6 protein-coding genes and 1 pseudogene are annotated in these 24,043 nt (G+C 63.3%); 3 read left to right on the top strand and 4 right to left on the bottom strand.

Annotated features, from left to right (window positions below; all coding sequences use genetic code 11):
- Positions 1-145 precede the first annotated feature (145 nt).
- From CKW40_RS45925 to CKW40_RS01310, 3 genes are all read right to left on the bottom strand, one after another.
- Positions 146-8,632: a DUF4347 domain-containing protein gene (locus CKW40_RS45925; protein ID WP_439330950.1), complete on the bottom strand. Its 8,487-nt coding sequence runs from the start codon at positions 8,630-8,632 to the stop codon at positions 146-148.
- A gap of 805 nt (positions 8,633-9,437) precedes the next feature.
- Entirely contained in the window at positions 9,438-13,985 is a 4,548-nt protein-coding gene (locus tag CKW40_RS45920; protein ID WP_095198143.1) for a DUF4347 domain-containing protein, read from the bottom strand.
- A gap of 95 nt (positions 13,986-14,080) precedes the next feature.
- Positions 14,081-14,395, bottom strand: coding sequence for a hypothetical protein (locus CKW40_RS01310; RefSeq protein ID WP_143748227.1), 315 nt, complete (start codon positions 14,393-14,395; stop codon positions 14,081-14,083).
- A gap of 1,591 nt (positions 14,396-15,986) precedes the next feature.
- Between CKW40_RS01310 and CKW40_RS45715 the strand changes: the two are divergent.
- From CKW40_RS45715 to CKW40_RS01300, 3 genes and pseudogenes are all read left to right on the top strand, one after another.
- A pseudogene (locus CKW40_RS45715) lies at positions 15,987-16,286 on the top strand (hypothetical protein); the annotation flags it as partial.
- 48 nt (positions 16,287-16,334) lie between these two features.
- Complete coding sequence (locus CKW40_RS01305) at positions 16,335-19,817, top strand: glycosyltransferase (RefSeq protein ID WP_143748225.1); 3,483 nt, start codon at positions 16,335-16,337, stop codon at positions 19,815-19,817.
- A gap of 11 nt (positions 19,818-19,828) precedes the next feature.
- Positions 19,829-23,188 (top strand): FkbM family methyltransferase, encoded by a 3,360-nt coding sequence (locus CKW40_RS01300; protein ID WP_095198140.1) that lies wholly within the window; start codon positions 19,829-19,831, stop codon positions 23,186-23,188.
- A 76-nt stretch (positions 23,189-23,264) separates the two neighbouring features.
- Here CKW40_RS01300 and CKW40_RS01295 read toward each other — a convergent pair whose 3' ends face one another.
- A complete protein-coding gene (locus CKW40_RS01295; RefSeq protein WP_143748224.1) occupies positions 23,265-23,993 on the bottom strand; it encodes a glycosyltransferase family 25 protein in 729 nt (242 codons plus the stop codon).
- Positions 23,994-24,043: the final 50 nt, after the last annotated feature.

Genomic DNA, 24,043 nt, shown 5'->3' with positions numbered 1-24,043 from the left:
TTTCGATCATGGCCCATTGTACTCCGAATTGATCGGCCGCGCGACTCTCATGCCAATCCGCGTCCCGGGATGTTTAACGCGCGAACCTCGCTCTCCCGCGACGTTCGCGCGTTTCCCTTCGGTGGTCTCTCGCCAGGATTCTTGCTCACTCATGCGGCTTCAGAAGATCCTTCAGGGTCGTCTTGGCGGTGTGGTCGGTGCTGGCGTAGCCGGTACCGTGCTTGGTCACATCCAAGGTCTGGTCCGTACTTGCGCCGGACGGCTGGTTCTGTTGGTGACCAAATCCCTTGATCGTATTGAGGATATTCAGGAGATCGGTCGTCGCCGAGCCGGCCGCCAGGCCGATCAGGTGGTGTAGCGACGGCTGGCCGCCGCTACCATTGCCGGTCGAGCCCGGCTGCAGGAATTGCCAGCTATCCTTGAGGCCGAGCGAGTCGGACGTGACATTGGCGGTCTTCTGGGTCGTCGTCACCAGGGTTGTGGTCGACGGAGCGATCGAGTCGTTGTGACCGCTCGAGGGTCCAGTCGGACCGGTTGGGCCGGTCGGACCCGTGGCGCCCTTGGGTCCGGTATCGCCCTTCGGTCCGGTTGCTCCGGTTGAACCAGTGGCGCCGGTTGCACCCGTGGCACCCTTGGGTCCGGTGTCGCCCTTCGGTCCGGTTGAGCCAGTCGGTCCGGTCGAGCCAGTCGAGCCGGTTGCGCCGGTGGCACCTGTCGCGCCCTTGGGTCCGGTATCGCCCTTCGGTCCGGTTGAGCCAGTCGGTCCGGTCGAGCCAGTCGAGCCGGTTGCGCCGGTGGCCCCTGTCGCGCCCTTGGGTCCGGTATCGCCCTTCGGTCCGGTCGAACCGGTCGAGCCCGTGGCGCCGGTTGCACCCGTGGCACCCTTGGGTCCGGTGTCGCCCTTAGGTCCGGTCGAGCCGGTTGAGCCCGTGGCGCCAGTGGCACCTGTGGCACCTGTCGCGCCCTTAGGCCCGGTATCGCCCTTCGGTCCGGTCGAGCCAGTCGAGCCGGTTGCGCCAGTGGCACCTGTCGCGCCCTTGGGCCCGGTATCGCCCTTCGGTCCGGTTGAGCCAGTCGAGCCGGTTGCGCCAGTGGCACCTGTCGCGCCCTTGGGTCCAGTGTCGCCCTTAGGCCCGGTGTCGCCCTTCGGTCCGGTGGAACCAGTTGAGCCCGTGGCGCCAGTGGCACCTGTCGCGCCCTTCGGTCCGGTTTCACCCTTAGGTCCGGTCGAACCTGTGGCACCAGTCGAGCCCGTTGCCCCGGTTCCGCCGGTAGAGCCGGTTGCTCCAGTCGAACCAGTAGCTCCGGTTGCGCCGGTCGGGCCGGCTGCACCAGTCGAACCTGTAGCGCCGGTTGCACCGGTCGAGCCCGTTGCCCCAGTTCCGCCGGTCGCTCCAGTCGAACCAGTGGTTCCGGTTGCACCAGTCGAGCCCGTAGCTCCGGAACTACCGGTCGCACCTGTGGCGCCGGTAGCTCCAGTCGAGCCCGTGGCTCCGGTATCGCCGGTTGCACCTGTGGCGCCGGTAGCTCCAGTCGAGCCCGTGGCTCCGGTATCGCCGGTTGCACCTGTGGCTCCGGTTGCTCCGGTCGAACCCGTGGCGCCCGTATCGCCGGTCGCACCCGTGGCTCCGGTTGCTCCGGTCGAGCCCGTGGCGCCGGTATCGCCGGTCGCTCCAGTCGAGCCCGTAGCGCCGGTATCGCCGGTCGCACCCGTGGCACCGGTTGCTCCGGTCGAACCCGTGGCGCCGGTATCGCCAGTTGCACCAGTCGAACCAGTGGCACCCGTATCGCCGGTCGCTCCAGTCGAGCCCGTAGCGCCCGTATCGCCGGTTGCACCTGTGGCTCCGGTTGCTCCAGTGGAACCCGTGGCGCCGGTATCACCGGTCGCACCTGTGGCTCCGGTTGCTCCGGTCGAGCCCGTGGCTCCGGTATCGCCGGTCGCACCTGTGGCACCGGTTGCTCCAGTCGAGCCAGTGGCGCCGGTATCGCCGGTCGCACCTGTGGCACCGGTTGCTCCAGTCGAGCCAGTGGCGCCGGTATCGCCGGTCGCGCCTGTGGCTCCGGTTGCTCCGGTTGAGCCCGTGGCGCCCGTATCGCCGGTCGCGCCTGTGGCACCGGTTGCTCCAGTCGAACCCGTGGCGCCCGTATCGCCGGTCGCACCTGTGGCTCCGGTTGCTCCGGTCGAGCCTGTTGCACCGGTATCGCCGGTCGCACCCGTGGCTCCGGTTGCTCCAGTCGAGCCGGTGGCACCGGTATCGCCGGTCGCACCCGTGGCTCCGGTTGCTCCGGTCGAGCCCGTGGCGCCGGTATCGCCGGTCGCACCTGTGGCTCCGGTTGCTCCGGTCGAACCCGTGGCGCCGGTATCGCCGGTAGCACCTGTGGCACCGGTTGCACCGGTCGAGCCCGTGGCGCCGGTATCACCGGTTGCACCTGTGGCACCGGTTGCTCCAGTCGAACCCGTCGCTCCAGTATCACCGGTCGCGCCCGTATCGCCAGTTGCTCCAGTCGAGCCCGTGGCACCCGTATCGCCGGTCGCACCCGTGGCTCCGGTTGCCCCGGTCGAGCCCGTGGCACCGGTATCGCCGGTCGCACCTGTGGCTCCGGTTGCTCCAGTCGAGCCCGTGGCACCGGTATCGCCGGTCGCACCTGTGGCTCCGGTTGCGCCAGTCGAACCCGTGGCTCCGGTATCGCCGGTTGCACCAGTATCGCCGGTCGCACCTGTGGCTCCGGTTGCTCCGGTCGAGCCTGTGGCGCCGGTATCGCCAGTCGCGCCAGTGGCACCGGTTGCGCCAGTCGAACCAGTGGCACCCGTATCGCCGGTCGCTCCAGTCGAGCCCGTAGCGCCCGTATCGCCAGTTGCTCCAGTTGAACCTGTGGCGCCGGTATCACCGGTCGCACCTGTGGCTCCGGTTGCTCCGGTTGAACCCGTGGCTCCGGTATCGCCGGTCGCGCCGGTTGAACCTGTGGCTCCGGTATCACCGGTCGCGCCTGTGGCTCCGGTTGCTCCAGTCGAACCCGTGGCACCGGTATCGCCAGTCGCACCTGTGGCTCCGGTTGCTCCGGTCGAGCCCGTGGCACCCGTATCGCCAGTCGCACCCGTATCGCCGGTTGCTCCAGTCGAACCCGTCGCTCCAGTATCACCTGTCGCGCCTGTGGCGCCGGTTGCTCCAGTCGAACCCGTGGCGCCGGTATCGCCGGTCGCGCCAGTGGCTCCGGTTGCTCCAGTCGAACCTGTGGCGCCTGTATCGCCGGTCGCGCCAGTGGCTCCGGTTGCTCCAGTCGAGCCTGTGGCGCCTGTATCGCCGGTCGCGCCTGTGGCACCGGTTGCTCCCGTCGATCCTGTGGCTCCAGTATCGCCAGTTGCACCGGTATCGCCGGTCGCACCTGTGGCACCGGTAGCTCCAGTCGAGCCGGTGGCGCCGGTATCGCCGGTCGCACCAGTGGCTCCGGTAGCGCCAGTCGAGCCTGTTGCACCGGTATCGCCGGTCGCACCAGTGGCTCCGGTAGCGCCAGTAGAGCCGGTGGCACCGGTATCGCCGGTCGCGCCAGTCGAACCTGTGGCGCCGGTATCACCAGTCGCGCCTGTGGCTCCGGTAGCTCCGGTCGCGCCAGTGGCTCCGGTAGCTCCAGTCGAGCCTGTGGCGCCGGTATCGCCGGTCGCGCCTGTGGCTCCGGTAGCTCCCGTCGAACCTGTGGCACCGGTATCGCCAGTTGCACCGGTGGCACCGGTTGCTCCGGTCGAACCCGTGGCTCCAGTATCGCCGGTCGCGCCAGTGGCGCCGGTAGCACCAGTCGAACCTGTGGCGCCGGTTGCTCCGGTCGAACCTGTGGCGCCCGTATCGCCGGTCGCACCTGTGGCACCGGTTGCTCCGGTCGAGCCCGTGGCACCCGTATCGCCGGTCGCGCCAGTGGCACCGGTTGCTCCGGTCGAGCCCGTGGCGCCCGTATCGCCGGTGGCACCTGTGGCGCCGGTCGCTCCGGTCGAACCCGTTGCTCCAGTATCGCCGGTCGCGCCGGTGGCACCGGTTGCCCCAGTATCGCCAGTCGCACCTGTGGCGCCGGTTGCTCCAGTCGAGCCCGTGGCTCCGGTATCGCCGGTGGCGCCGGTGGCGCCGGTAGCACCAGTCGAACCCGTGGCGCCTGTATCACCAGTTGCGCCTGTGGCACCGGTAGCTCCGGTCGAACCCGTGGCGCCCGTATCGCCGGTGGCACCTGTGGCACCGGTTGCTCCGGTCGAACCCGTGGCGCCCGTATCGCCGGTGGCACCTGTGGCACCGGTTGCTCCGGTCGAGCCCGTGGCGCCCGTATCGCCCGTATCGCCTGTGGCGCCGGTTGCTCCAGTCGAGCCCGTGGCGCCCGTATCGCCGGTGGCGCCGGTTGCTCCAGTCGAGCCCGTGGCGCCCGTATCGCCGGTGGCACCGGTTGCGCCGGTCGAACCCGTCGCGCCGGTATCACCGGTTGCGCCTGTGGCGCCGGTTGCTCCAGTCGAACCCGTGGCACCCGTATCGCCGGTCGCACCTGTGGCGCCGGTTGCTCCGGTCGAACCCGTGGCGCCCGTATCGCCGGTCGCGCCTGTGGCACCGGTAGCTCCAGTCGAGCCCGTGGCGCCCGTATCACCAGTTGCGCCTGTGGCGCCGGTTGCTCCAGTCGAACCTGTTGCACCCGTATCGCCGGTGGCACCTGTGGCGCCGGTTGCTCCGGTCGAGCCTGTCGCTCCGGTATCGCCGGTCGCGCCCGTGGCGCCAGTTGCTCCAGTCGAGCCGGTGGCACCCGTATCGCCGGTTGCGCCTGTGGCTCCGGTTGCTCCAGTCGAACCCGTGGCGCCTGTATCGCCGGTTGCGCCTGTGGCTCCGGTAGCGCCGGTCGAACCCGTGGCACCGGTATCGCCGGTCGCGCCAGTGGCACCGGTTGCTCCGGTCGAGCCCGTGGCTCCGGTAGCACCAGTCGAACCTGTGGCGCCGGTATCGCCGGTCGCGCCAGTGGCGCCGGTAGCTCCGGTCGAGCCCGTAGCGCCTGTATCGCCAGTCGCACCTGTGGCTCCGGTTGCTCCAGTCGAGCCGGTGGCACCGGTATCACCGGTTGCGCCTGTGGCTCCGGTTGCTCCAGTCGGACCCGTGGCGCCGGTATCACCGGTCGCGCCTGTGGCTCCCGTTGCTCCAGTCGAGCCCGTGGCGCCCGTATCGCCGGTTGCACCTGTGGCTCCGGTTGCTCCCGTCGAACCTGTTGCACCGGTATCGCCGGTGGCACCTGTGGCTCCGGTTGCACCAGTCGAGCCGGTGGCGCCCGTATCACCGGTCGCACCCGTGGCTCCGGTTGCACCAGTCGAGCCGGTGGCGCCGGTATCACCAGTCGCGCCGGTTGCTCCAGTCGAGCCTGTGGCGCCCGTATCACCGGTCGCACCCGTGGCTCCGGTTGCTCCAGTCGAGCCGGTGGCGCCGGTATCACCAGTCGCGCCGGTTGCTCCAGTCGAGCCTGTGGCGCCCGTATCGCCGGTCGCACCTGTGGCTCCGGTTGCTCCGGTCGAGCCCGTAGCACCCGTATCGCCGGTCGCACCTGTGGCACCGGTTGCTCCAGTCGAGCCTGTGGCGCCCGTATCGCCTGTCGCGCCTGTGGCTCCGGTTGCTCCGGTCGAGCCTGTGGCCCCCGTATCGCCGGTCGCGCCTGTGGCTCCGGTTGCGCCAGTCGAGCCGGTGGCACCCGTATCGCCGGTCGCGCCAGTGGCTCCGGTTGCTCCGGTCGAACCTGTTGCGCCCGTATCGCCAGTTGCTCCAGTCGAACCCGTGGCGCCCGTATCGCCGGTCGCACCTGTGGCACCGGTTGCTCCGGTTGAGCCAGTAGCACCCGTTGCTCCGGTCGAGCCCGTGGCGCCGGTATCACCGGTCGCACCTGTGGCTCCGGTCGCGCCTGTGGCACCCGTGGCGCCTGTATTACCGGTTGCGCCCGTCGAACCCGTGGCGCCCGTAGCGCCTGTGGCGCCCGTCGAACCCGTGGCGCCGGTCGAACCCGTAGCACCTGTCGAACCCGTGGCGCCGGTCGCACCCGTGGCGCCGGTCGCACCCGTGGCGCCAGTCGCACCCGTGGCGCCAGTCGCACCGGTGGCGCCGGTCGAACCCGTGGCGCCGGTCGCACCCGTAGCGCCAGTCGAACCTGTGGCGCCGGTCGCACCTGTGGCGCCGGTCGCACCTGTGGCGCCCGTTGAACCTGTGGCGCCAGTCGCGCCCGTAGCGCCGGTCGAACCCGTGGCGCCAGGAGTTCCGGTGCCAGCAGAGGCAGTCGCGGTTATTGTCAGTGAGCCGCCTGTAGCGCCACTCGATACAAAACCGAAGTCGCTCGCTCCGTTGTGAAATTCACCGAGGAAAGTGACAGCATCGACAACGACGCCGCCGACCAAGATCTGGACGGTGGCTTCGCCGTTCGTGTCGATGACATTCTCGGTGATTGCGCCGGCACCCAAATTCTCCAGCACGACCGTGTCGCCCTGCTTGAATCCGGCTATCTCGGAGGAATCCAGGAGGGAGCTGCCGACAATGAGTGTGCCGCCGGCCTTCGCAAAATTTACTGTCTGGCCAGCACCTACGCCGACGCCAACATCGAAAGTTACTGTTACATTGCCGTATAGGTTATAGTATCCATAGCCAGTTAAATATATATTGCCCGTAAAAACTGCCGTCGTCTGGGTTCCACTCGAATTTTCGACAATGTTGACCAATCCGTCATTCTCGAAATACTGTGATCCAGTTTTCGATCCTGCAGCGGCGCCGGTAAGCGTCCAGTTCGTCGCGGACGCCCCGACGGCGAAATCAGGGGTCCCGTTGACGAAAAGCTGGCCTTGATTGACCAAGCTCAGCGAGCTTAGATATTGGTCCGTTCCGTTCAGCGTGTCGCTGATCGTCCACGTGCTGGTTCCGGTGCCCGTTGCCTGACGAAGGGTCGGCGGCATCGCTATCGTATCGGCGTTTGCGTCCTTGTTGAAGAACGCCATGTTCGTGCCTGCCGCCGGCTGCGTCGAAGGAGCCGCACCGCTGTTCCAGGAAGTAGGATCCTGCCACGAATCGAAGGCTGCTCGCGCATGGAATGCCAGCCCCGTGGTTAGGAAGACGTCCGTCCCGCCGTTCGCGTCTGCATTCCAACTGACGTAGGTGCCCGGCGCGTAGGAGCCGCTGAGCTGCAGATTGAAAGTACCGTTACTGGTGACAACCTGGAGAACGTCAGTGCCGGTATTGAAGCTCGCGCTGGTGAATGTTGGACCGGCATTGTTACCGAACGCCGCGAGTTCCACCCCGTTGGTGGGCGCCAAAGCGCTGACGCCGACGTTCATGCTCGCGATGGTCGCCTGAAATCCGTTGAGCTGGTTGCTCGCGACCGACGAACTGCTGAGGTCGAGCAGTCCGCCGCTGCTCGAGTTGAACGTTACGATGTCGCCGCTGGCAACAGTTCCATCGAGGCGGAGGGTCGCTCCGGTGTTGATTTTCAACCCCGTAGCACTGGTACCGATGTTTCCCGTGATATCCAGCGTGCCGAAGGTTGCGGTTATTGTTCCGGAGCTGCTGTTCGCAATGGGGCCAGAGACCGTGCCAAAGCCTATGAGCGTCGCGCTGGAGCCAATCGTCAAGCCGGAGGACACTGTCAGCGTGCCTCCGTCCATCTGAATCCTGCCGTTGGTGATGCTTTCGGCGACGCTGATCGTCAGACTACTGCCGACGGGGCCGATTTCCAGCCACTGGTTGGCGTTGGAAATCGCTATTGCAGTCGCCGTCGTTGCAGTGCCGTCGATCTTCAGGATCGACCCAGCCACGTTGGCGATTACCAGCGTCCGATTGGTCACGGTTCCGGTTAAGTCAAGTGTTCCGCCGTTGGCGGTGATGGTGCCCGTACTAGAGACCGTGATGCCAAGGGTACCAAACCCGGAAACATTGGTGCCAGCCGCGATGGTACCCGCGCCGATTATGGTGGCGGCCGCGTTGGATAAGCTTATGCCGTTCGTCGCGGTGAGCGTTTGACCAGAGTTAATTGTGAGAGTGTTGGCACCAGTTATGCTTACAGATTGAACGGTGGTGCTCGCTGTGAGAGTGGGCGCGTTGGGGGTGCCCCCGGGGATGACCGCATCGTCACCGCTGCCAGGAACATTTCCGCTGCTCCAGTTCGCACCAGTGCTCCAATTGGTGCTCGAGGTGCCCAACCAGTTTCTGGTCGGCAACACCTCTGCGTAACTCTCCACCCCCAGGTCGGTCAGCGGCGGCCGCGCCGCGGCACTCGCGCGCAGTTCGAGCTCCCAGGCGCCGCCCTGTGCCGCAGCGCCGACGAGGCCCGTAGCGGCGGCAACGTTCGTGCCGATTGCGCGCGCCAGGCCGTCGACGAATTCATCACCCGCATCGCCGGCGCCGGCGTAGCAACTCCATAACCTGAAGTCGCCATCCTTGCCCAGCGCCTGGCCGATCGTGGCGAGATCGGCCTCATCGTCCTGCAGCGTCTCGGCCGACCACTCACCAGCCGCGAAACACACCCGCCCAGGCGCGCCGTGGGCGATGACGTGCACCGCGTCGAGGCCGTCGCGGCCTTCGAGCGCCAGCGCCATCTGGCGCGCGGCCGGGCGCACGGCGTCGAGCAGGATCGCCTCGACCTCCGGCCTCAGGTTCGCGAGAATCGTGCCGAGATCGGATACCGAGGGATCGACGAAAAGGATTTCGGAAGCGCGGGCCCGGGGCGGATGGGTCCGCGCATTCGGGCGATCAGTTGCAGTGTGCGGCAGCGGATGAATTTGGCGCCCATCAAACCGGGGAATGCACCAACGCCCTCACGGGGCACGCGCGATACCATTTGACTCATTGCCATCCACTCCCATCACCCGTGCCGCCGACGCCTCGACGGCAAACTCGCGAGTGAACTCCGGAATGGGAACGTCTGCCTTCCGCCGAAGACAGACATAGACGCGGCGTCTCACGGCGCGCCTGATGGGCGCACCTTCTTCATCCGCTAAATAGCCTTGCTACCCAGATCCCTGCCCAACTCGCCTGCACAGACCTTACGGCCACCCGACCGTGCGATCTGCGGGCACCCTCCATACCCATACATTAGTAAATTCGAAAATTAGCGATTTGTAAACTATTAAGAAAGGAATTGGTAAATTGCCAGGAACGGGGCAGCAGACCTCGGTCAATACTGAGGCGCCGGACTCGCGCAAATTGGTTTTGAAAATCGAAAACTTGGCGGCTTCCCTTCGGTTGCTGTCAAACCGCGAACGGTCGCCATGGCCAGGCCAGCCGCGGCCCTTGCCGGAACACCAGCTGGCGGCTGACACGGTCGATAGCCAGGCGCTGCGGGACGATGCTGCGCGAACCGACAGAAGGGAATGATCGGCGCGCGGACCCCGCTTTCCAGCGAAGCCCGCGCGCCCGTTTTCCAACCTGGACCAGTCACGGTCCAGGTCTATTCGCCGCTCACTCGTGCGGCTTCAAGAGATCCTTCAGGGACGTCTTGACGGTGTGCTCGTTGCTGGCGTAGCCGGCGCCAGGCTTGGTCTGATCCAAGGTGAGATCCGTGCTCGCCCCGGAAGGCTTGTTCTGGTTGTTGCCAGATCCGCTAACCGTCTTGAGGACGTTCAGCAGGTCTGACGACACCGAAGTCGCTGCAAGGCCGATCAGGTTGCGGACCGACGCATGGCCGCCGGAACCGCCGCCGCCGTCAGTCGAGCCGGACTGCAGGAATTGCGCCGTGTCCTTGAGCCCGAGCGTATTGGCCGTGACGTTGGCTTTGTGACCAGGGCCGTTTTCGGCATTGTTATGGTTCCCGGAATTGCCAGGCGCATCCTGATCTCCATTGCCAAAGCCGTTATTGCCATGACCACCAGTACCACCACCTGAACCGGTTCCTCCGGTCGGGCCTGTCGGACCTTGCGAGCCGGTTGCACCAGTCGCACCGGTTGCCCCAGTCGAACCTGTGGCACCAGTCGAGCCGGTGGCTCCGGTCGAGCCTGTTGCGCCGGTAGAGCCGGTTGCTCCGGTATCGCCAGTTGCACCCGTGGCGCCGGTCGCTCCGGTATCCCCAGTGGCACCCGTGGCTCCGGTTGCGCCGGTGTCGCCAGTTGCCCCTGTCGCACCAGTCGCTCCGGTATCCCCAGTGGCCCCCGTGGCTCCGGTTGCGCCGGTGTCGCCAGTTGCCCCTGTCGCACCAGTCGCTCCGGTATCCCCAGTGGCCCCCGTGGCTCCGGTCGCTCCGGTGTCGCCAGTTGCCCCTGTCGCACCAGTTGCTCCGGTATCCCCAGTGGCACCCGTGGCTCCGGTCGCGCCGGTGTCGCCAGTTGCCCCGGTCGCACCAGTCGCTCCGGTGTCGCCAGTGGCACCCGTGGCTCCGGTCGCGCCGGTATCGCCAGTTGCCCCGGTCGCACCAGTTGCTCCGGTATCGCCAGTGGCACCCGTGGCTCCGGTCGCTCCGGTGTCGCCAGTTGCCCCGGTGGCACCAGTCGCTCCGGTATCGCCGGTGGCACCCGTGGCGCCGGTCGCGCCGGTGTCGCCAGTTGCCCCGGTCGCACCAGTCGCTCCGGTATCGCCAGTTGCACCCGTGGCTCCGGTCGCTCCGGTGTCGCCAGTTGCCCCGGTCGCACCAGTCGCTCCGGTATCGCCAGTGGCACCCGTGGCGCCGGTCGCGCCGGTGTCGCCAGTTGCACCCGTGGCGCCGGTTGCTCCGGTATCGCCAGTTGCACCCGTGGCTCCGGTTGCTCCGGTCGCACCAGTCGCTCCGGTATCCCCAGTGGCACCCGTGGCGCCGGTTGCTCCGGTATCGCCAGTTGCACCCGTGGCTCCGGTTGCTCCGGTTGCTCCGGTCGCACCAGTCGCTCCGGTATCCCCAGTGGCACCCGTGGCGCCGGTTGCTCCGGTATCGCCAGTTGCACCCGTGGCTCCGGTTGCTCCGGTCGCGCCAGTCGCTCCGGTATCACCAGTTGCACCCGTGGCGCCGGTCGCTCCGGTGTCGCCAGTTGCTCCGGTGGCACCAGTCGCTCCGGTATCGCCAGTGGCACCCGTGGCGCCGGTCGCTCCGGTCGAGCCGGTGGCACCAGTCGAGCCAGTCGCACCTGTCGAGCCGGTGGCACCAGTCGAGCCAGTCGCACCTGTCGAGCCGGTGGCACCGGTTGCTCCGGTCGCACCTGTGGCTCCTGTTGCGCCAGTAGAGCCCGTGGCGCCGGTATCACCTGTTGCCCCGGTCGAGCCAGTGGCACCGGTAGAGCCGGTGGCACCAGTCGCACCAGTCGCACCGGTCGAGCCCGTGGCACCTGTCGAGCCGGTGGCGCCGGTCGAGCCTGTCGCACCGGTCGAGCCCGTTGCTCCGGTCGAACCGGTGGCGCCAGTAGAGCCCGTGGCGCCGGTATCACCTGTTGCCCCGGTCGAGCCAGTGGCACCGGTAGAGCCGGTGGCACCAGTCGCACCGGTCGAGCCCGTGGCACCTGTCGAGCCGGTGGCGCCGGTCGAGCCTGTCGCACCGGTCGAGCCCGTTGCTCCAGTCGAACCGGTGGCGCCGGTCGAGCCTGTCGCACCGGTCGAGCCCGTTGCTCCAGTCGAACCGGTGGCACCAGTCGAGCCAGTCGCACCTGTCGAGCCGGTTGCGCCGGTCGAACCTGTCGCTCCGGTCGAGCCCGTTGCTCCGGTCGAACCGGTGGCACCAGTCGAGCCAGTCGCACCTGTCGAGCCGGTTGCGCCGGTCGAACCTGTCGCTCCGGTCGAGCCGGTCGCACCGGTCGAGCCCGTTGCTCCAGTCGAACCGGTGGCACCAGTCGAGCCAGTCGCACCTGTCGAGCCGGTTGCGCCGGTCGAACCTGTCGCTCCGGTCGAGCCCGTTGCTCCGGTCGAACCAGTTGCGCCGGTCGAACCTGTCGCTCCGGTCGAGCCCGTGGCACCAGTCGAGCCTGTCGCTCCGGTCGAACCGGTGGCACCAGTCGAGCCCGTTGCTCCGGTCGAACCCGTTGCGCCGGTCGAGCCAGTCGCACCGGTCGAGCCAGTTGCACCAGTCGAGCCTGTCGCACCAGTCGAACCTGTTGCGCCGGTAGAGCCGGTTGCTCCCGTATCGCCGGTTGCACCGGTCGAGCCCGTAGCACCTGTGGCTCCGGTCGCGCCCGTCGCTCCGGTCGCTCCGGTCGCACCTGTGGCTCCGGTCGCTCCGGTATCACCCGTCGCGCCCGTCGAACCTGTTGCGCCGGTCGAGCCAGTCGCTCCCGTCGAGCCGGTTGCACCCGTACCACCCGTGGCACCAGTCGAGCCGGTTGCTCCCGTATCGCCGGTTGCACCGGTCGAGCCCGTAGTACCTGTGGCTCCGGTCGCGCCCGTCGCTCCGGTCGCACCTGTGGCTCCGGTCGCACCAGTCGAGCCCGTGGCACCTGTGGCTCCGGTATCACCCGTCGCGCCCGTCGAACCTGTTGCTCCGGTAGAGCCTGTTGCGCCGGTCGAACCGGTGGCACCAGTCGAGCCAGTCGCACCGGTCGAGCCGGTCGCACCGGTCGAGCCGGTCGCACCGGTCGAGCCAGTCGCTCCCGTACCACCCGTGGCACCAGTCGCACCAGTCGCGCCGGTAGAGCCGGTCGCTCCAGTATCGCCAGTTGCACCTGTGGCTCCGGTCGCGCCTGTTGCACCAGTAGAGCCTGTCGCACCAGTAGAACCTGTCGCACCTGTCGAGCCCGTGGCGCCAGTCGACCCGGTCGCACCAGTGGTGCCGGTTGCACCGGTATCGCCCGTGGCACCGGTTGAGCCAGTCGCGCCGGTCGAGCCTGTTGCACCGGTCGAACCAGTTGCTCCAGTCGAACCCGTGGCGCCAGTGGAGCCGGCGGCGCCGGTATCACCTGTCGCTCCGGTTGCGCCAGTCGCTCCCGTCGAGCCACTCGCACCCGTAGAGCCCGTGGCTCCAGTCGAGCCGCTTGCGCCAGTAGAGCCCGTCGCCCCAGTCGCCCCAGTCGCACCTGTCGCGCCAGTCGGTCCCGTCGAACCACTCGCACCCGTAGAGCCTGTGGCGCCGGTCGAGCCGGTTGCACCAGTCGCGCCTGTGGCACCTGTCGCGCCAGTCGGTCCCGTCGAACCACTTGCACCCGTAGAACCTGTGGCTCCGGTCGAGCCCGTTGCACCTGTGGCGCCGGTCGCGCCCGTGGGCCCCGCCGGGCCTGTCGCGCCTTGGCTCGTAACGGCTAGGTCACCGCCAATAAATGTGTCACCGTTTTTGCCGTTGTTGCCAACATCGGGGCCGAGCGTGAACGCAGTTCCGCCACCGTTGTGTAGCAGCGTGCCATAGCTGTTAAATCCGCTGTCATATATTGCGTAGTCATGCAAAGTATCTGGGATCGAAATCGTTATAGAAAAATTTGGGGCAACAGTATTAGCGGAGGTTGGAAGAACGAAGCTGCCGACAACGGTGTTGGTTGTTGTATCGATGATGAAAAATGTATTGATGCTCTTACTGCTTCCGGCTGCGACAGTACCCGTGAGTGTCAAATTGCCCCCTGCAAGGACCCCAGTGTAGGCCGCCACGCCAACCGATGTCATCGGTGGCAAGCCCGAGCCGGCCGTGTTTTCGGGCATCTCCCATGAGCCACCCAGCTTGGCCGCGCCAATCAGCGACCTCGATGCGCAGACGTCCGCGCCGACGGCCTCTTCCAGCGCAGCCACGAAGGCCTCGCCAGCATCCCCCAATGCCGTCTCGCAGCTCCACAGCCGCAGCTCGCCGTCCGCGGCAAGCGCCCTGCCGATCGCGGCGAAATCGTCAGCCGATTCTTCCAGCGTCCCGACGGACCAATCTCCTGCCGTGAAGCTAACCCGGCCGGGTCCGCCATGAGCGATAACGTGGACCGCGTCGAGCCCCTCGTGCCCTGCGAGCGCGGCAGCGATCTGCCGCGCCGCCGGCTGGCGGCCGTCGAGCACGACAGCCCGGACTTCGGCCCTCAGATTGGCGAGAACCGTGTTGAGATCGGAGACTGAAGGATCGACAAAGAGAATTTCAGAGGCACGGGCCATGACTGGCTCCTGTTGGCTTTGAACTCAATCCAAGGGAAAACCGCGCGACGGCTAGGCCGGCGTGCGGTCGCGACAACGACAAGGAGGTTGGGCGGTCATCTTCCTGACGGGCCGACGGCGCCGTCGGGACGGTCGACAGCGGGGCTCTCTACGCGGAGGAAGCTGCAGGCCTGGAAATTCCCGCCATCGTCAAACGTGCCAATCGCAAATGAGCCGGCTGCGGCCGGAACCTTGACGGTGACAGCGACGGCGAGGCTTCGCTTGGCGGTCTTGGGAAGAATGACCTGACCGACGATGGCGCTCTTGGCGGTGTCCAGGATAAAATAAGGCACATTTTCGGTCGTGTCGCCGATGGGCAAGACGCCTCTAACGGCTACTTCCATGACAGCAAACCCTGCTATGTAGCTCATAATACTCTCCCTGGTCAGCGACGAATGCGCCGCGGCGTTTTTCTGTCGTCACTCTCAATTTTCAGTCGCCGCCGATCGGCTGCGCCGGACGAGGTCGTCGGCGGGATCGAGCTGGCGGATAGTCTCTGTCGGGTTGGCGGCGTCGGGTTGGCGGCGTCGTGGCATCGAACGGCGCCGCATCGTGGGGCGGATCAGCGAAGCGTGGACGACCCCGCCGTGAGCCGCCGGCAACCGCCATGAAGGGGTGGCCGCCGATGTCCAAAGCATCGGTTGCAGCGTCTGGCCGATCGTTTCCAGCGCTTGTCTGCAAATGGATTTGCGCCGTCCGAAACGGGGTGCTGCACCACGGCACCACCGGTCGGCAGGCGATATCATCCCACCCACTACGCAATCCCTCCAGGCTACGCCGAAGGCTCGGCGTCGGACCGTCAGGAAACTCCGGGACTGGAAGCCCGTCGTCCTTCAAATGAATGACGTTCAACGACAAGTGATCTGCGACAATCGAAGTCACTGCGGGGTCGGCGCCGAGTTCGCAGACGCTGCCGATGGCGAAGCCGGTCTGGTTTAGGCTGGGTTCAGGCTGATGGCCGGTTGCGTCCAGCGCGGCGGGGTCTGCGTCGCGCGCATATTGGTGCTCACCGAACCGGATATCCGGGCGATCGGCCGCCTGATGGTTTTGCGGCCAGCCGAACCGAGGCTCTACACCCCTCCCGTGCGCACGTGGCAAGACTCGACTCAACACCCACTCCCGTCAACGATGGCGCCGATGCCTCGGCGACAATTCTCAAGGGAATGGGAAGCTGTCCGCCTCCAAACCAAGGGGGGACATGGTCGCGACATACAATTAGCGCGCCCGGTGGACGCGCCTTCCAATCCGCGAAACGTCCTTGATAACCCAGACCCTTCTAACTCAACTCCCTGAGAAAGAATTTCGCAGACATTCCGGCATTCGGCCGTCCAAACTGCGGGCGCCCCTCAACACCTTGTTTTAGTAAATTCTAAAATTAGCAAATTGTAAACTATAAATTAAGCAACTACTAAATTAACTGAAGGCAGGGTAGTGCCGCTGTAGCAATAGCAGCGGGCTGGGTGAGAGAATCGTTATGAAAATCATATGCTTAATAGGTCTTCCTGCAATCGCGCCTGCTTCAGGCCGCAGTTGAAGGCCGCCATCTTCCATGCAAACCCATCGGCGATGGCGCTCCCAGGCGACGCCGGACGGGTTGGCAATTTGCCAGCGGATGTGGGTGCCTCAACCTTGACGGCAGCCTGCAAATGGCGCCGAAATACACAACCTAAACCGGTCAACGGGACGGAAGTGGCAGATGCCGGCGGTTGCAGTTCGGGCACGATCCCTTCACGGTAGCGGTTGCCGCCTGCTGGCGCGACGGCTCGCTGCTAACCATGATGGATAAGGTTAAACGCGGTTTCCAGAGGACGACCTGTATGATCCGTGAGAAGGAATGATCGGATCTTTGGAAAATAGAAGCTGTTGCGTAGCCGGACTGGCAAGTGGACAGCGACAGCGGGGGGAAGGCATGAGCGATCGAGGCTTGGCAAATCCGCATCGAAACGGGTCCGGCAAGGCGCGATGACACGCGAACCGTCCCTATCGCCGACAGTCACATTGAGGGCCGATGGATCACGAATGACAAACGGCAAGCGGCTCTGCCTCAACATGATCGTCAAGAACGAGATGGCGAACCTTCAACGCTGTCTCGGGGCCGTTGTCGACCACATCGACTGCTGGGTCATCGGCGATACCGGCTCGACTGACGGGACCCAGGATTTCATCAAATCGTTCTTCGCAGCCCGCAGCCTGCCCGGCGAGCTGCACGAATTCCCATTCCACAATTTCGAGCAGGCGCGCAACGCAGCGCTCGATCACGCCTATGCCTCGCCACTCGCCTACGACTATCTGCTGTTTGACGACGCCGACATGGAGCTGATGGTCGAGGACACGGGCTTCCGATCGCGGCTCGACGGTGCGGGCTACCGGTTGCTGCAGCGGTCGGATTCCGGCTTGGCCTATTGGAACACGCGCCTGGTCAGGCGCGACGCCGGCGCGCGCTATTACGGTGTGACCCACGAATATCTCGACGTGCCCGAGGGCGTGCAGGAGCTACGCGGTGCCTGGTACAAGGACCACGCCAGCGGATCGAACCGCGTCGACAAATTCGAACGTGATGCGAAGCTTCTGCTGGAGGCCCTCGAAAAGGATCCGGAAAATCAGCGCTACTGGTTCTACCTGGCGCAATCCTATCGCGATGCCGGGCGGACCGCGGAGGCCGCGGTGGCCTACGCCAAACGCGCCGCCATGGGCGGCTGGGACGAGGAGGCGTGGAACGCCCGCCTGCAGGGGGCTCGCTGCCTGCGCAAACTCGGCGACGAGCCAGGCTTCATTGAGCAGGCGCTTGCCGCCTTCAATCAACGGCCGCAACGTGCCGAGCCGCTCTATGACTTGGCCCGGTTCTACCGCGACAAGGGGATGAATGATGCCAGTCAACTGTTTTCGGAAGCGGGGCTGGCGATCAAGCGACCGGAGCAGGACATCCTGTTTATCGAGGATTACATCTATACAACGGGCCTGATGGAGGAGTTTGCGATCGCGGCAAACTATGCCCGCGATCCCGTGCGCAAGGACCGTGGTTTCGCAGCCTGCAACTGGCTGGCGCTGAACCGGACAATCGACGACGGACCGAGGCAGCTGGCGTGGTCCAACCTGTTCTTCTATGTGCAGCCCGCCAAGACAATGATGCCGACCTTCAGCGCGCGTCCGGTCGGCTTCACGGCGCCCGATGGCTATCGGCCATCGAACCCGTCGGTGGCTCGATTGGGCGACCAGATCGTGTTTTTGCAGCGGACGGTTAACTACACCCTGGCCGAAGACAACCTGCAATACGACACGCCGGGCGGAGCTCCGGTTCACACGCGCAATTTCCTGCTCCGATTGAATGACGAACTTGCCATCCAGTCCGCAAGCGAGATTTTGCCGCCGGTCGACATGCCGGAACCCGCCAACGGCCGGGTTCTCGGATTCGAGGACATGCGCCTGTTCGCTTGGCGCGATGCGCTGTGGGGCGTTTCGTGCCTGCGTGAGCTGACAGAGGAGGGGTGGTGCGAGCAGGTCGTCGCGCGCATCGACGAGAGTGGCGCCTGCCGGCTGACTGACTGGCGCGTGCTCCATCCGGCAGGACAGCGGGTGCACGAGAAGAATTGGATGCCGCAAGTCAAGCCCGGCAGGACGGGGGTAGGGGCAGAGACGCTGCAGTTCATCTACCTCTGCGACCCCACCCGGATTGTGGACGAGCAGGGCTCGACTCTCAGCGAGACTTCTCCCGCGATTGCCGCCCAGAGTTTCAGGGGTGGAACCCAGCTCATCGCCTTCGCAGGCGGATGGCTTGCCTTGATTCATGAAGTCCAGTGGCGGGCCGCGGAGAAGCGGCGTTACTACCTGCATCGGTTCGTCTGGTTCGACGATGCCGACACCTTGCGAAAGGTAAGTCGTCCGTTCTTCTTCGACAAAAAGGGCGTTGAATTCGCTGCCGGGCTGGCGTGGCACCCGGACGAAAGGCGTTTACTGATTTCCTACAGCGTCACCGATAGTGAGTCCTGGATCGCCACCGTCGAAGAGGCGGAGGTGAGGTCGCTGCTGGAGGATGTGAATGGCCTGCCATCGGGTGTGGCTGATACAGCGTCGAGGCTCACGCCGGCCGGTGGGCACAGCAGCCCGCCAACGAAAGCAGGGATCAAGCCTGACCGCGCTGAAGACGATGGGGCCATGGGTGATGCCAGCCAGACGGCGTCGGAAGGCAAGGACCTCGGCGCCAGCGGAATCAAGTCGACAGACGAAATCTTTCATGAACTCGCGCCGTTTCTGCGCGAGGTCGATTCTCCGCTGCAACGGCGGGAACGATCGCGCCAGTTCGACACGCGGATTTCCCGCTTCCTTGGCAGCGACGACACAGCGCTTCCGCAGATCAACTGTTTTTACCAGGTGATGTCCGACAAGGCCGAGCATCGTACCTTGGTCGCGGCCACGACCTCGATGCGGGCAGCGGGCCATCCGGTGCGGGTATGGAGCTACGCACCGGAGAAGCTGGAGTTCCTCGTCGCGCACGGGATCGAAGTCCGCAATGCCGACGACGTCATGCCGCGGGCCTTGTTCGAGCGGATCGTCGCCGGCTCCGAGATCAGGTATTTCAGCGATATCTTCCGCTACGCCCTGCTCTACGAGCATGGCGGGCTATGGATGGATTCAGACGTCATCCTGCTGCGGCCGTTCCCGTTTCGCGGCGATCATTTCTTCAATCTGCAATGGCGCGGATCGCACAAAGGTCATTTTGTTTGCGGCAACGTCATCTATGCCAGGCCCTACAGCAGTCATCTGAGGGCGCTGTACGAGTTGTCTATCGACCGCTTTCACGCAGCACACGGCAAGGAATTCGGAGACATCGGCCCCAAGCTGCTGTCCGACTACATTGCCTCCGACGCGGGAGCCGAACTGCGGGAATGGGTGTTCAGCCCGATGTTCTTCAACACCATCGATTGGAATGAGATCGACCGGTTCGAGAAGCCGATTGGGGAATTGGCCGACTATCTGAACGATGACCGTGTGTTCGGCATCCATCTGTGGACGGCACGCAACGAGGCCCGGCCGGGCGGCGAAGGGGCGCCATTGATCTCGTCGCTGATCAGCCCGATCGAGAGCTTTCCCACACTCACAAATCTCGCCGACCGCTTCAACACCGACAAGAACCGGCACACCGGCAACCGACACGCCTATGCCCGGATCTACGATCGCCTGCTGTCGAGCCGACGGCTGGTCATGCGGCGGCTAATGGAAATCGGGCTTTGCCGCAGGTTGGCGGACAACCAGAGCGAAACACCTTCGGTCGCGCTATGGCAGAGCTATTTCCCGTTTTGCCAGGTGGTCGGCGTCGACCTCACGGATTTTTCGCGGCTCAACAATGAACGGTTCAAGTCGTTCGTCGGCGACCAATCCAAACTGGACGATTTGCGTGGGGTCGCTGCAAACCTCGAGCCGCAGTCGTTCGACGTGATCATCGACGACGGCAGCCACGCCTCGTTCGACGAGCAGCTGACGCTCCGCGAGTTCTTCCCGCTGCTCGCCGAGGGTGGGTGGTATTTTCTAGAAGACCTCGACTGGCAGCCGCCCGGCGAGGACCTCGGCAGGATCACGCTGACCAAGACCTTGCTGCGCGAAATCAGGGAGTATGGCGCGGCCCGCTCGGTCGATCCGCTGGGTGTGAGCGCGCTTGCCGGTCAGTTCGCCGAGGTTCTGTTCTTCGACAGCCATTATGAGTTGAATCGGGCGAAATTGCTCGGTGGCCTGGTGGCTATCCGCAAAGGCGCGTCGGGCATGTCCGCCAGGCGAGGTCTTGAACCAGCGCGTGAGTGAAGGAGGCTTGATTGAAAGTCGCGGTCTACACCATCGCCCTGAACGAGGCCGCAAACGCCGAGCGCTGGGCCAATTCGGCCGTCGACGCCGACTATCGTATTGTGGTCGATACTGGCAGCACAGATGACACGGTGGAGCGGCTGACCGCTGCCGGCGTTACCGTGCACCGGATAGCGGTCCGCCCATGGCGTTTCGACGATGCCCGCAACGCCGCCATGGCACTGATCCCGCCCGACGTCGATGTCTGCTGCACAATGGACATGGACCGGTTTCTCGAGCCCGGCTGGCGGCCGAAGCTCGAAGCGGCCTGGACGCCCGAGACGACAGCCCTTTATTGCCAGACAGTGTACAGAGCGAGCGTCGATGACCCGACCCCACTTCGCAACTGGCCGGCGAAAAACTTTCATCATCGCTGGGGATATCGCTTCAGGCGGCCCGTCCACGAAGCTCTGGTCTTCACTGGAGAAAGGGAGGTCACGGCGAACAGCAGCGACATTGTCATGTCCGAGGTTCAGGACCTCGCCAAGCCAACGAGGAGCAGCTACCTGCCGCTGATGGAGGTGGCACACAAGGAAGACCCCGACGACGCGCAGATTTGTTTCTGGCTAGGGCGGGACTTGATGTGGGCCAACCAACAAGAGCGGGCCGTTCAACTGCTTGAGCGCTACCTTGCATTGCCGACAAGCAAGTGGGCGGATGAACGCTCCGAGGCGATGCGTTACATCGCGCGCATGCGGCCGGAGCAGAGATTGTCCTGGCTGGACAAGGCCCGGATGGAAGCGCCGCACCGACGCGAGATCTGGCTCGATCTCGCAGAGGAACTTCATGGCAAGGCCGACTGGCTGAATCTCTTCTGGGCCTGCACCAATGGGATCGAGAAGACTTACCGCACCGGGAGCTATCTGGACGACGCGAATTGCTGGGGTTTTCGGCTATTCGACCTGGGCGCAATTGCATCGTGGCACCTCAACGCGATGGATCGCGCTGTCGAATGGGGACAAAACGCACTCGACCTCGACCAGCGCAATGAGCGGCTGAAAAACAACCTCAGTTTCTTTGTGAATCTGCGAGCAAAGCTTGCAGAGCAGTTGACTACTCCAATCCCGCTGCGCGAGGTAGGGCCAAATGGCACAACAGTATCTACAAGCATAGATGGAAATAAAATAAAGTTTTTTATAAATAATAAAGACGACGAAATAATGAAACATCACTATAATGGGGAATTCTATGAACAAGAAGAGCTTGAGATTATAAGAAGAAATTTTAGAGACCGTTCGGGTACATTCGTCGATATCGGCGCAAATATAGGAAATCATACGATATTTGCCTCAATTATTCTGAAATCTAAGAGAATAATACCGATAGAGCCAAATAATATTGCCACTGAAATTCTTAAGAAGAACATTGCTATTAACAAATGTACTAACGTTGATTTGTCATTTTTGGGTATTGCGCTATCAGATAAAACATTACGCCTTAGAAAGACTACATCAGATCCAAACAACCTTGGGCACACCGTCTACTCAGATGATTCTTCTGGAGAAATTTGCGCTGTCAGTGGAGACGAATTGCTTTCAGGCGAATCGGTTGGATTCATAAAGCTCGATGTCGAAGGTATGGAGATTGAGATATTGTCAGGACTCCGACTGACCATAGCGAATAGTCGCCCAGTTATATTTGTCGAGGTTTGGGACCGCAGAATACAAGATTTTGTCGAGTGGTGCGAACAATCATCGTATCAGCTCGTGGACGAATACAAACGGTACTCTGTTATCAAAAATTACCTGATCCGACCAATGGAACAAATCGCGGCTGAGGCGAAGACTGGCTCAGTTGAGCGTGAGTTCTCTTCGTTGCTAGAAGGAAGAGTGTCCGTAGACGCAGCCTCTTCCGCATGGCAGCAATTAGCGCAGCGATATCGCGACAGTGGTCTGGTATTTCAAGCCGCGGTGATCTTTTGCCGATGGGCGCGAACGGCGACCTCGCCTGAAGAGAGGTGGTACGCCCGCTGGCAGATGGCAAACTGCCTGCACGCTGACGATGAGGATCAGTTCGTGAAGAGGGCGCTGGAGGCGTTTCGCGCCCGGCCTCACCGTGCGGAGCCACTTTACACTTTGGCGCGCCACTATCTACGCCAGTCACGAGGAGACATCGCCGTCGGGTACGCCGAAGCAGGTCTTTGTCTCGGGATCCCCGAATCTGACAGTGTTGGCGTTGAGCCTCAAATCTATCTGACGGGTTTGAAAGAAACCTTTACAATTGCTGCTACATACTCAAACGACTCTACCCAGAAAGAGCGCGGAAGGCGGGTCTGCAATTGGCTTTCAATGGATCCAGCGATTCCCGCTTCTGTTAGAAACCTTTCCCGATTCAATTATAAGTGGTACGCGGAACGCGCAGATAGATACTTCCCTTCTATTTGCTTCCATCAGCTGCCTATTGTCGCTCCAGAAGGTTACAAACCGGGAAATGTTTCTGTGGCGCGCGACGGTGCCGGTTTTGTAATTTTGGTTCGCGCGGTTAATTATGACCATTTGGAGAGCGGCTATTTTGATCGCCACGGGGACACTTCGTTCCGCCAACGCACCTTGTTGTTGCGCCTTGATGAGCAACTCAATGTCATATCCTCAAGTGTAGTGCTCCCCCCCGAAGATATGCCTCAACCGCTTCATCTCGATTCGCTCGGCTTCGAGGATCCTCGGCCTCTTGTCTGGCGTAACCAGCTCTGGTGCCTGTCATCGGTACGTCAGCTTAACACGGAGGGGCGAGCGGAGATGGTACTCGCGCGCATAGACGTGACGTCCGCAAGCGAATATGTGCTTTCAAACTGGCAGGTGTTGCCATCGGGAACGTCTCCGCAATGGGAGAAGAATTGGATGCCGCAGGTGCTCGGTGACGAGCTGCGGCTCATCTACTCCGTGGATCCAACTCGGATCATAACTGAAAGGGGCGAAACGTTATTTGAAGAGAAGGCCGCGATTGCAGCTGAGAATTTTAGAGGAGGAACCCAGACTATCCCCCTAGATGACGGGCGGCTGATGCTGATCCACGAATGGGAACTTTCGGGATCGCGACGAAACTATTTCCATCGGTTTATTTGGCTAGACGCAAACAACCGTCTTGCCCGGCTAACGCTCCGTTTCTTTTTCAAGAGAGTGGCTAGCGAGTTCGCCGCCGGCTTGGCATGGAACGTCGCTGGGACACATCTAATCATTAGCTTTGGAACCGATGATCGTGATCCTGCACTCGCGATCGTAAGCGCTGACGAAGTTCGTAGCGCACTGCTTGAGATTGAATCGCATAGGGACGCCAGTGACCAAATCTGCGAAGCGAGTCGATCTAAGTGGGACGCAATGACACAAAGCTCTTAGGTAATCTCTGTTTAGTCATACGCAAAATACTACTTTCTCAACGAAAGAGCGGGACATTTCAATTTCGGCTCGCGTCTTAAGTGTTGACGCGCACAGAGTCTTCGGCTCTGTCATCGGTAATCACCAGCGGCGGCAGGCAAGTATACGCCTTGAGTGATGGCATCAGCCCGCTTGTAACACAGTCAATGCCGGTGTTGTTTAGCCGCACCCCAAAGCCCGTGAAATCAACGAGCATTGGCCTTATCGGAAAACACCAGTCAAGCAGTGCGCGCGCGCCCTTTGGCGAAATCGAATAGCACTGAAGACCCAAGAGATGGCGCGCTCGAAGCAGAGCGGGTTCGGTTTCGGCACTTTGAAACTCCTCAATATGAGTCATGACTTCGCCTGTGAAGAACTGGAGTCTGGCTCCGGTTCCGCCCGGAAGCGCGTCTAACCAGGCGTAACAGGGTAGACTTGCGCTCCACAGGATAAAGTCCCAATCGGTTCGAACATTTAACAACAGGGAGCGCATGTGCGACTCAAAGTGATGAGAGAAGATCGCATCGTCCTCGGCCACGGTCATAGGCTCATTCCGGTCGACAGCTTCCTTCCAAAGCGCGACGTGCGAGAGCGCACAGCCCAAGCTGCCGGCCGTGTAGTCAAGGTCCGACGTAATAATGTTTTGCTCCACAAGTTGATCGCGATTCAGTGTTCGACCGTCTATCCCCGGATATCTGTGAACATTTTTAAGATGCGCGTTGCGTCGGCGAAATATCTCTAAACGTTCCACGCTGCGATCAAGATTAATGACGTGAATCTCTGACATCACTACGATAGACCTTCTCTTTTTGCGTACCGCATCCTTCGTACTCACAT

This window comes from Mesorhizobium carmichaelinearum, assembly GCF_900199455.1.
GTDB classification, from domain to species: Bacteria; Pseudomonadota; Alphaproteobacteria; order Rhizobiales; family Rhizobiaceae; genus Mesorhizobium; species Mesorhizobium carmichaelinearum.
This window is presented reverse-complemented; position numbering and strand designations above follow the sequence as displayed.

Excerpts from the sequence above, each read along its gene's own strand:
- CKW40_RS45920 (WP_095198143.1), bottom strand. The coding sequence starts at position 13,985 with ATGGCCCGTGCCTCTGAAATTCTCTTTGTCGATCCTTCAGTCTCCGAT.
- CKW40_RS01310 (WP_143748227.1), bottom strand. The coding sequence starts at position 14,395 with ATGAGCTACATAGCAGGGTTTGCTGTCATGGAAGTAGCCGTTAGAGGC.
- CKW40_RS01305 (WP_143748225.1), top strand. The coding sequence starts at position 16,335 with ATGGAGCTGATGGTCGAGGACACGGGCTTCCGATCGCGGCTCGACGGT.
- CKW40_RS01295 (WP_143748224.1), bottom strand. The coding sequence starts at position 23,993 with ATGTCAGAGATTCACGTCATTAATCTTGATCGCAGCGTGGAACGTTTA.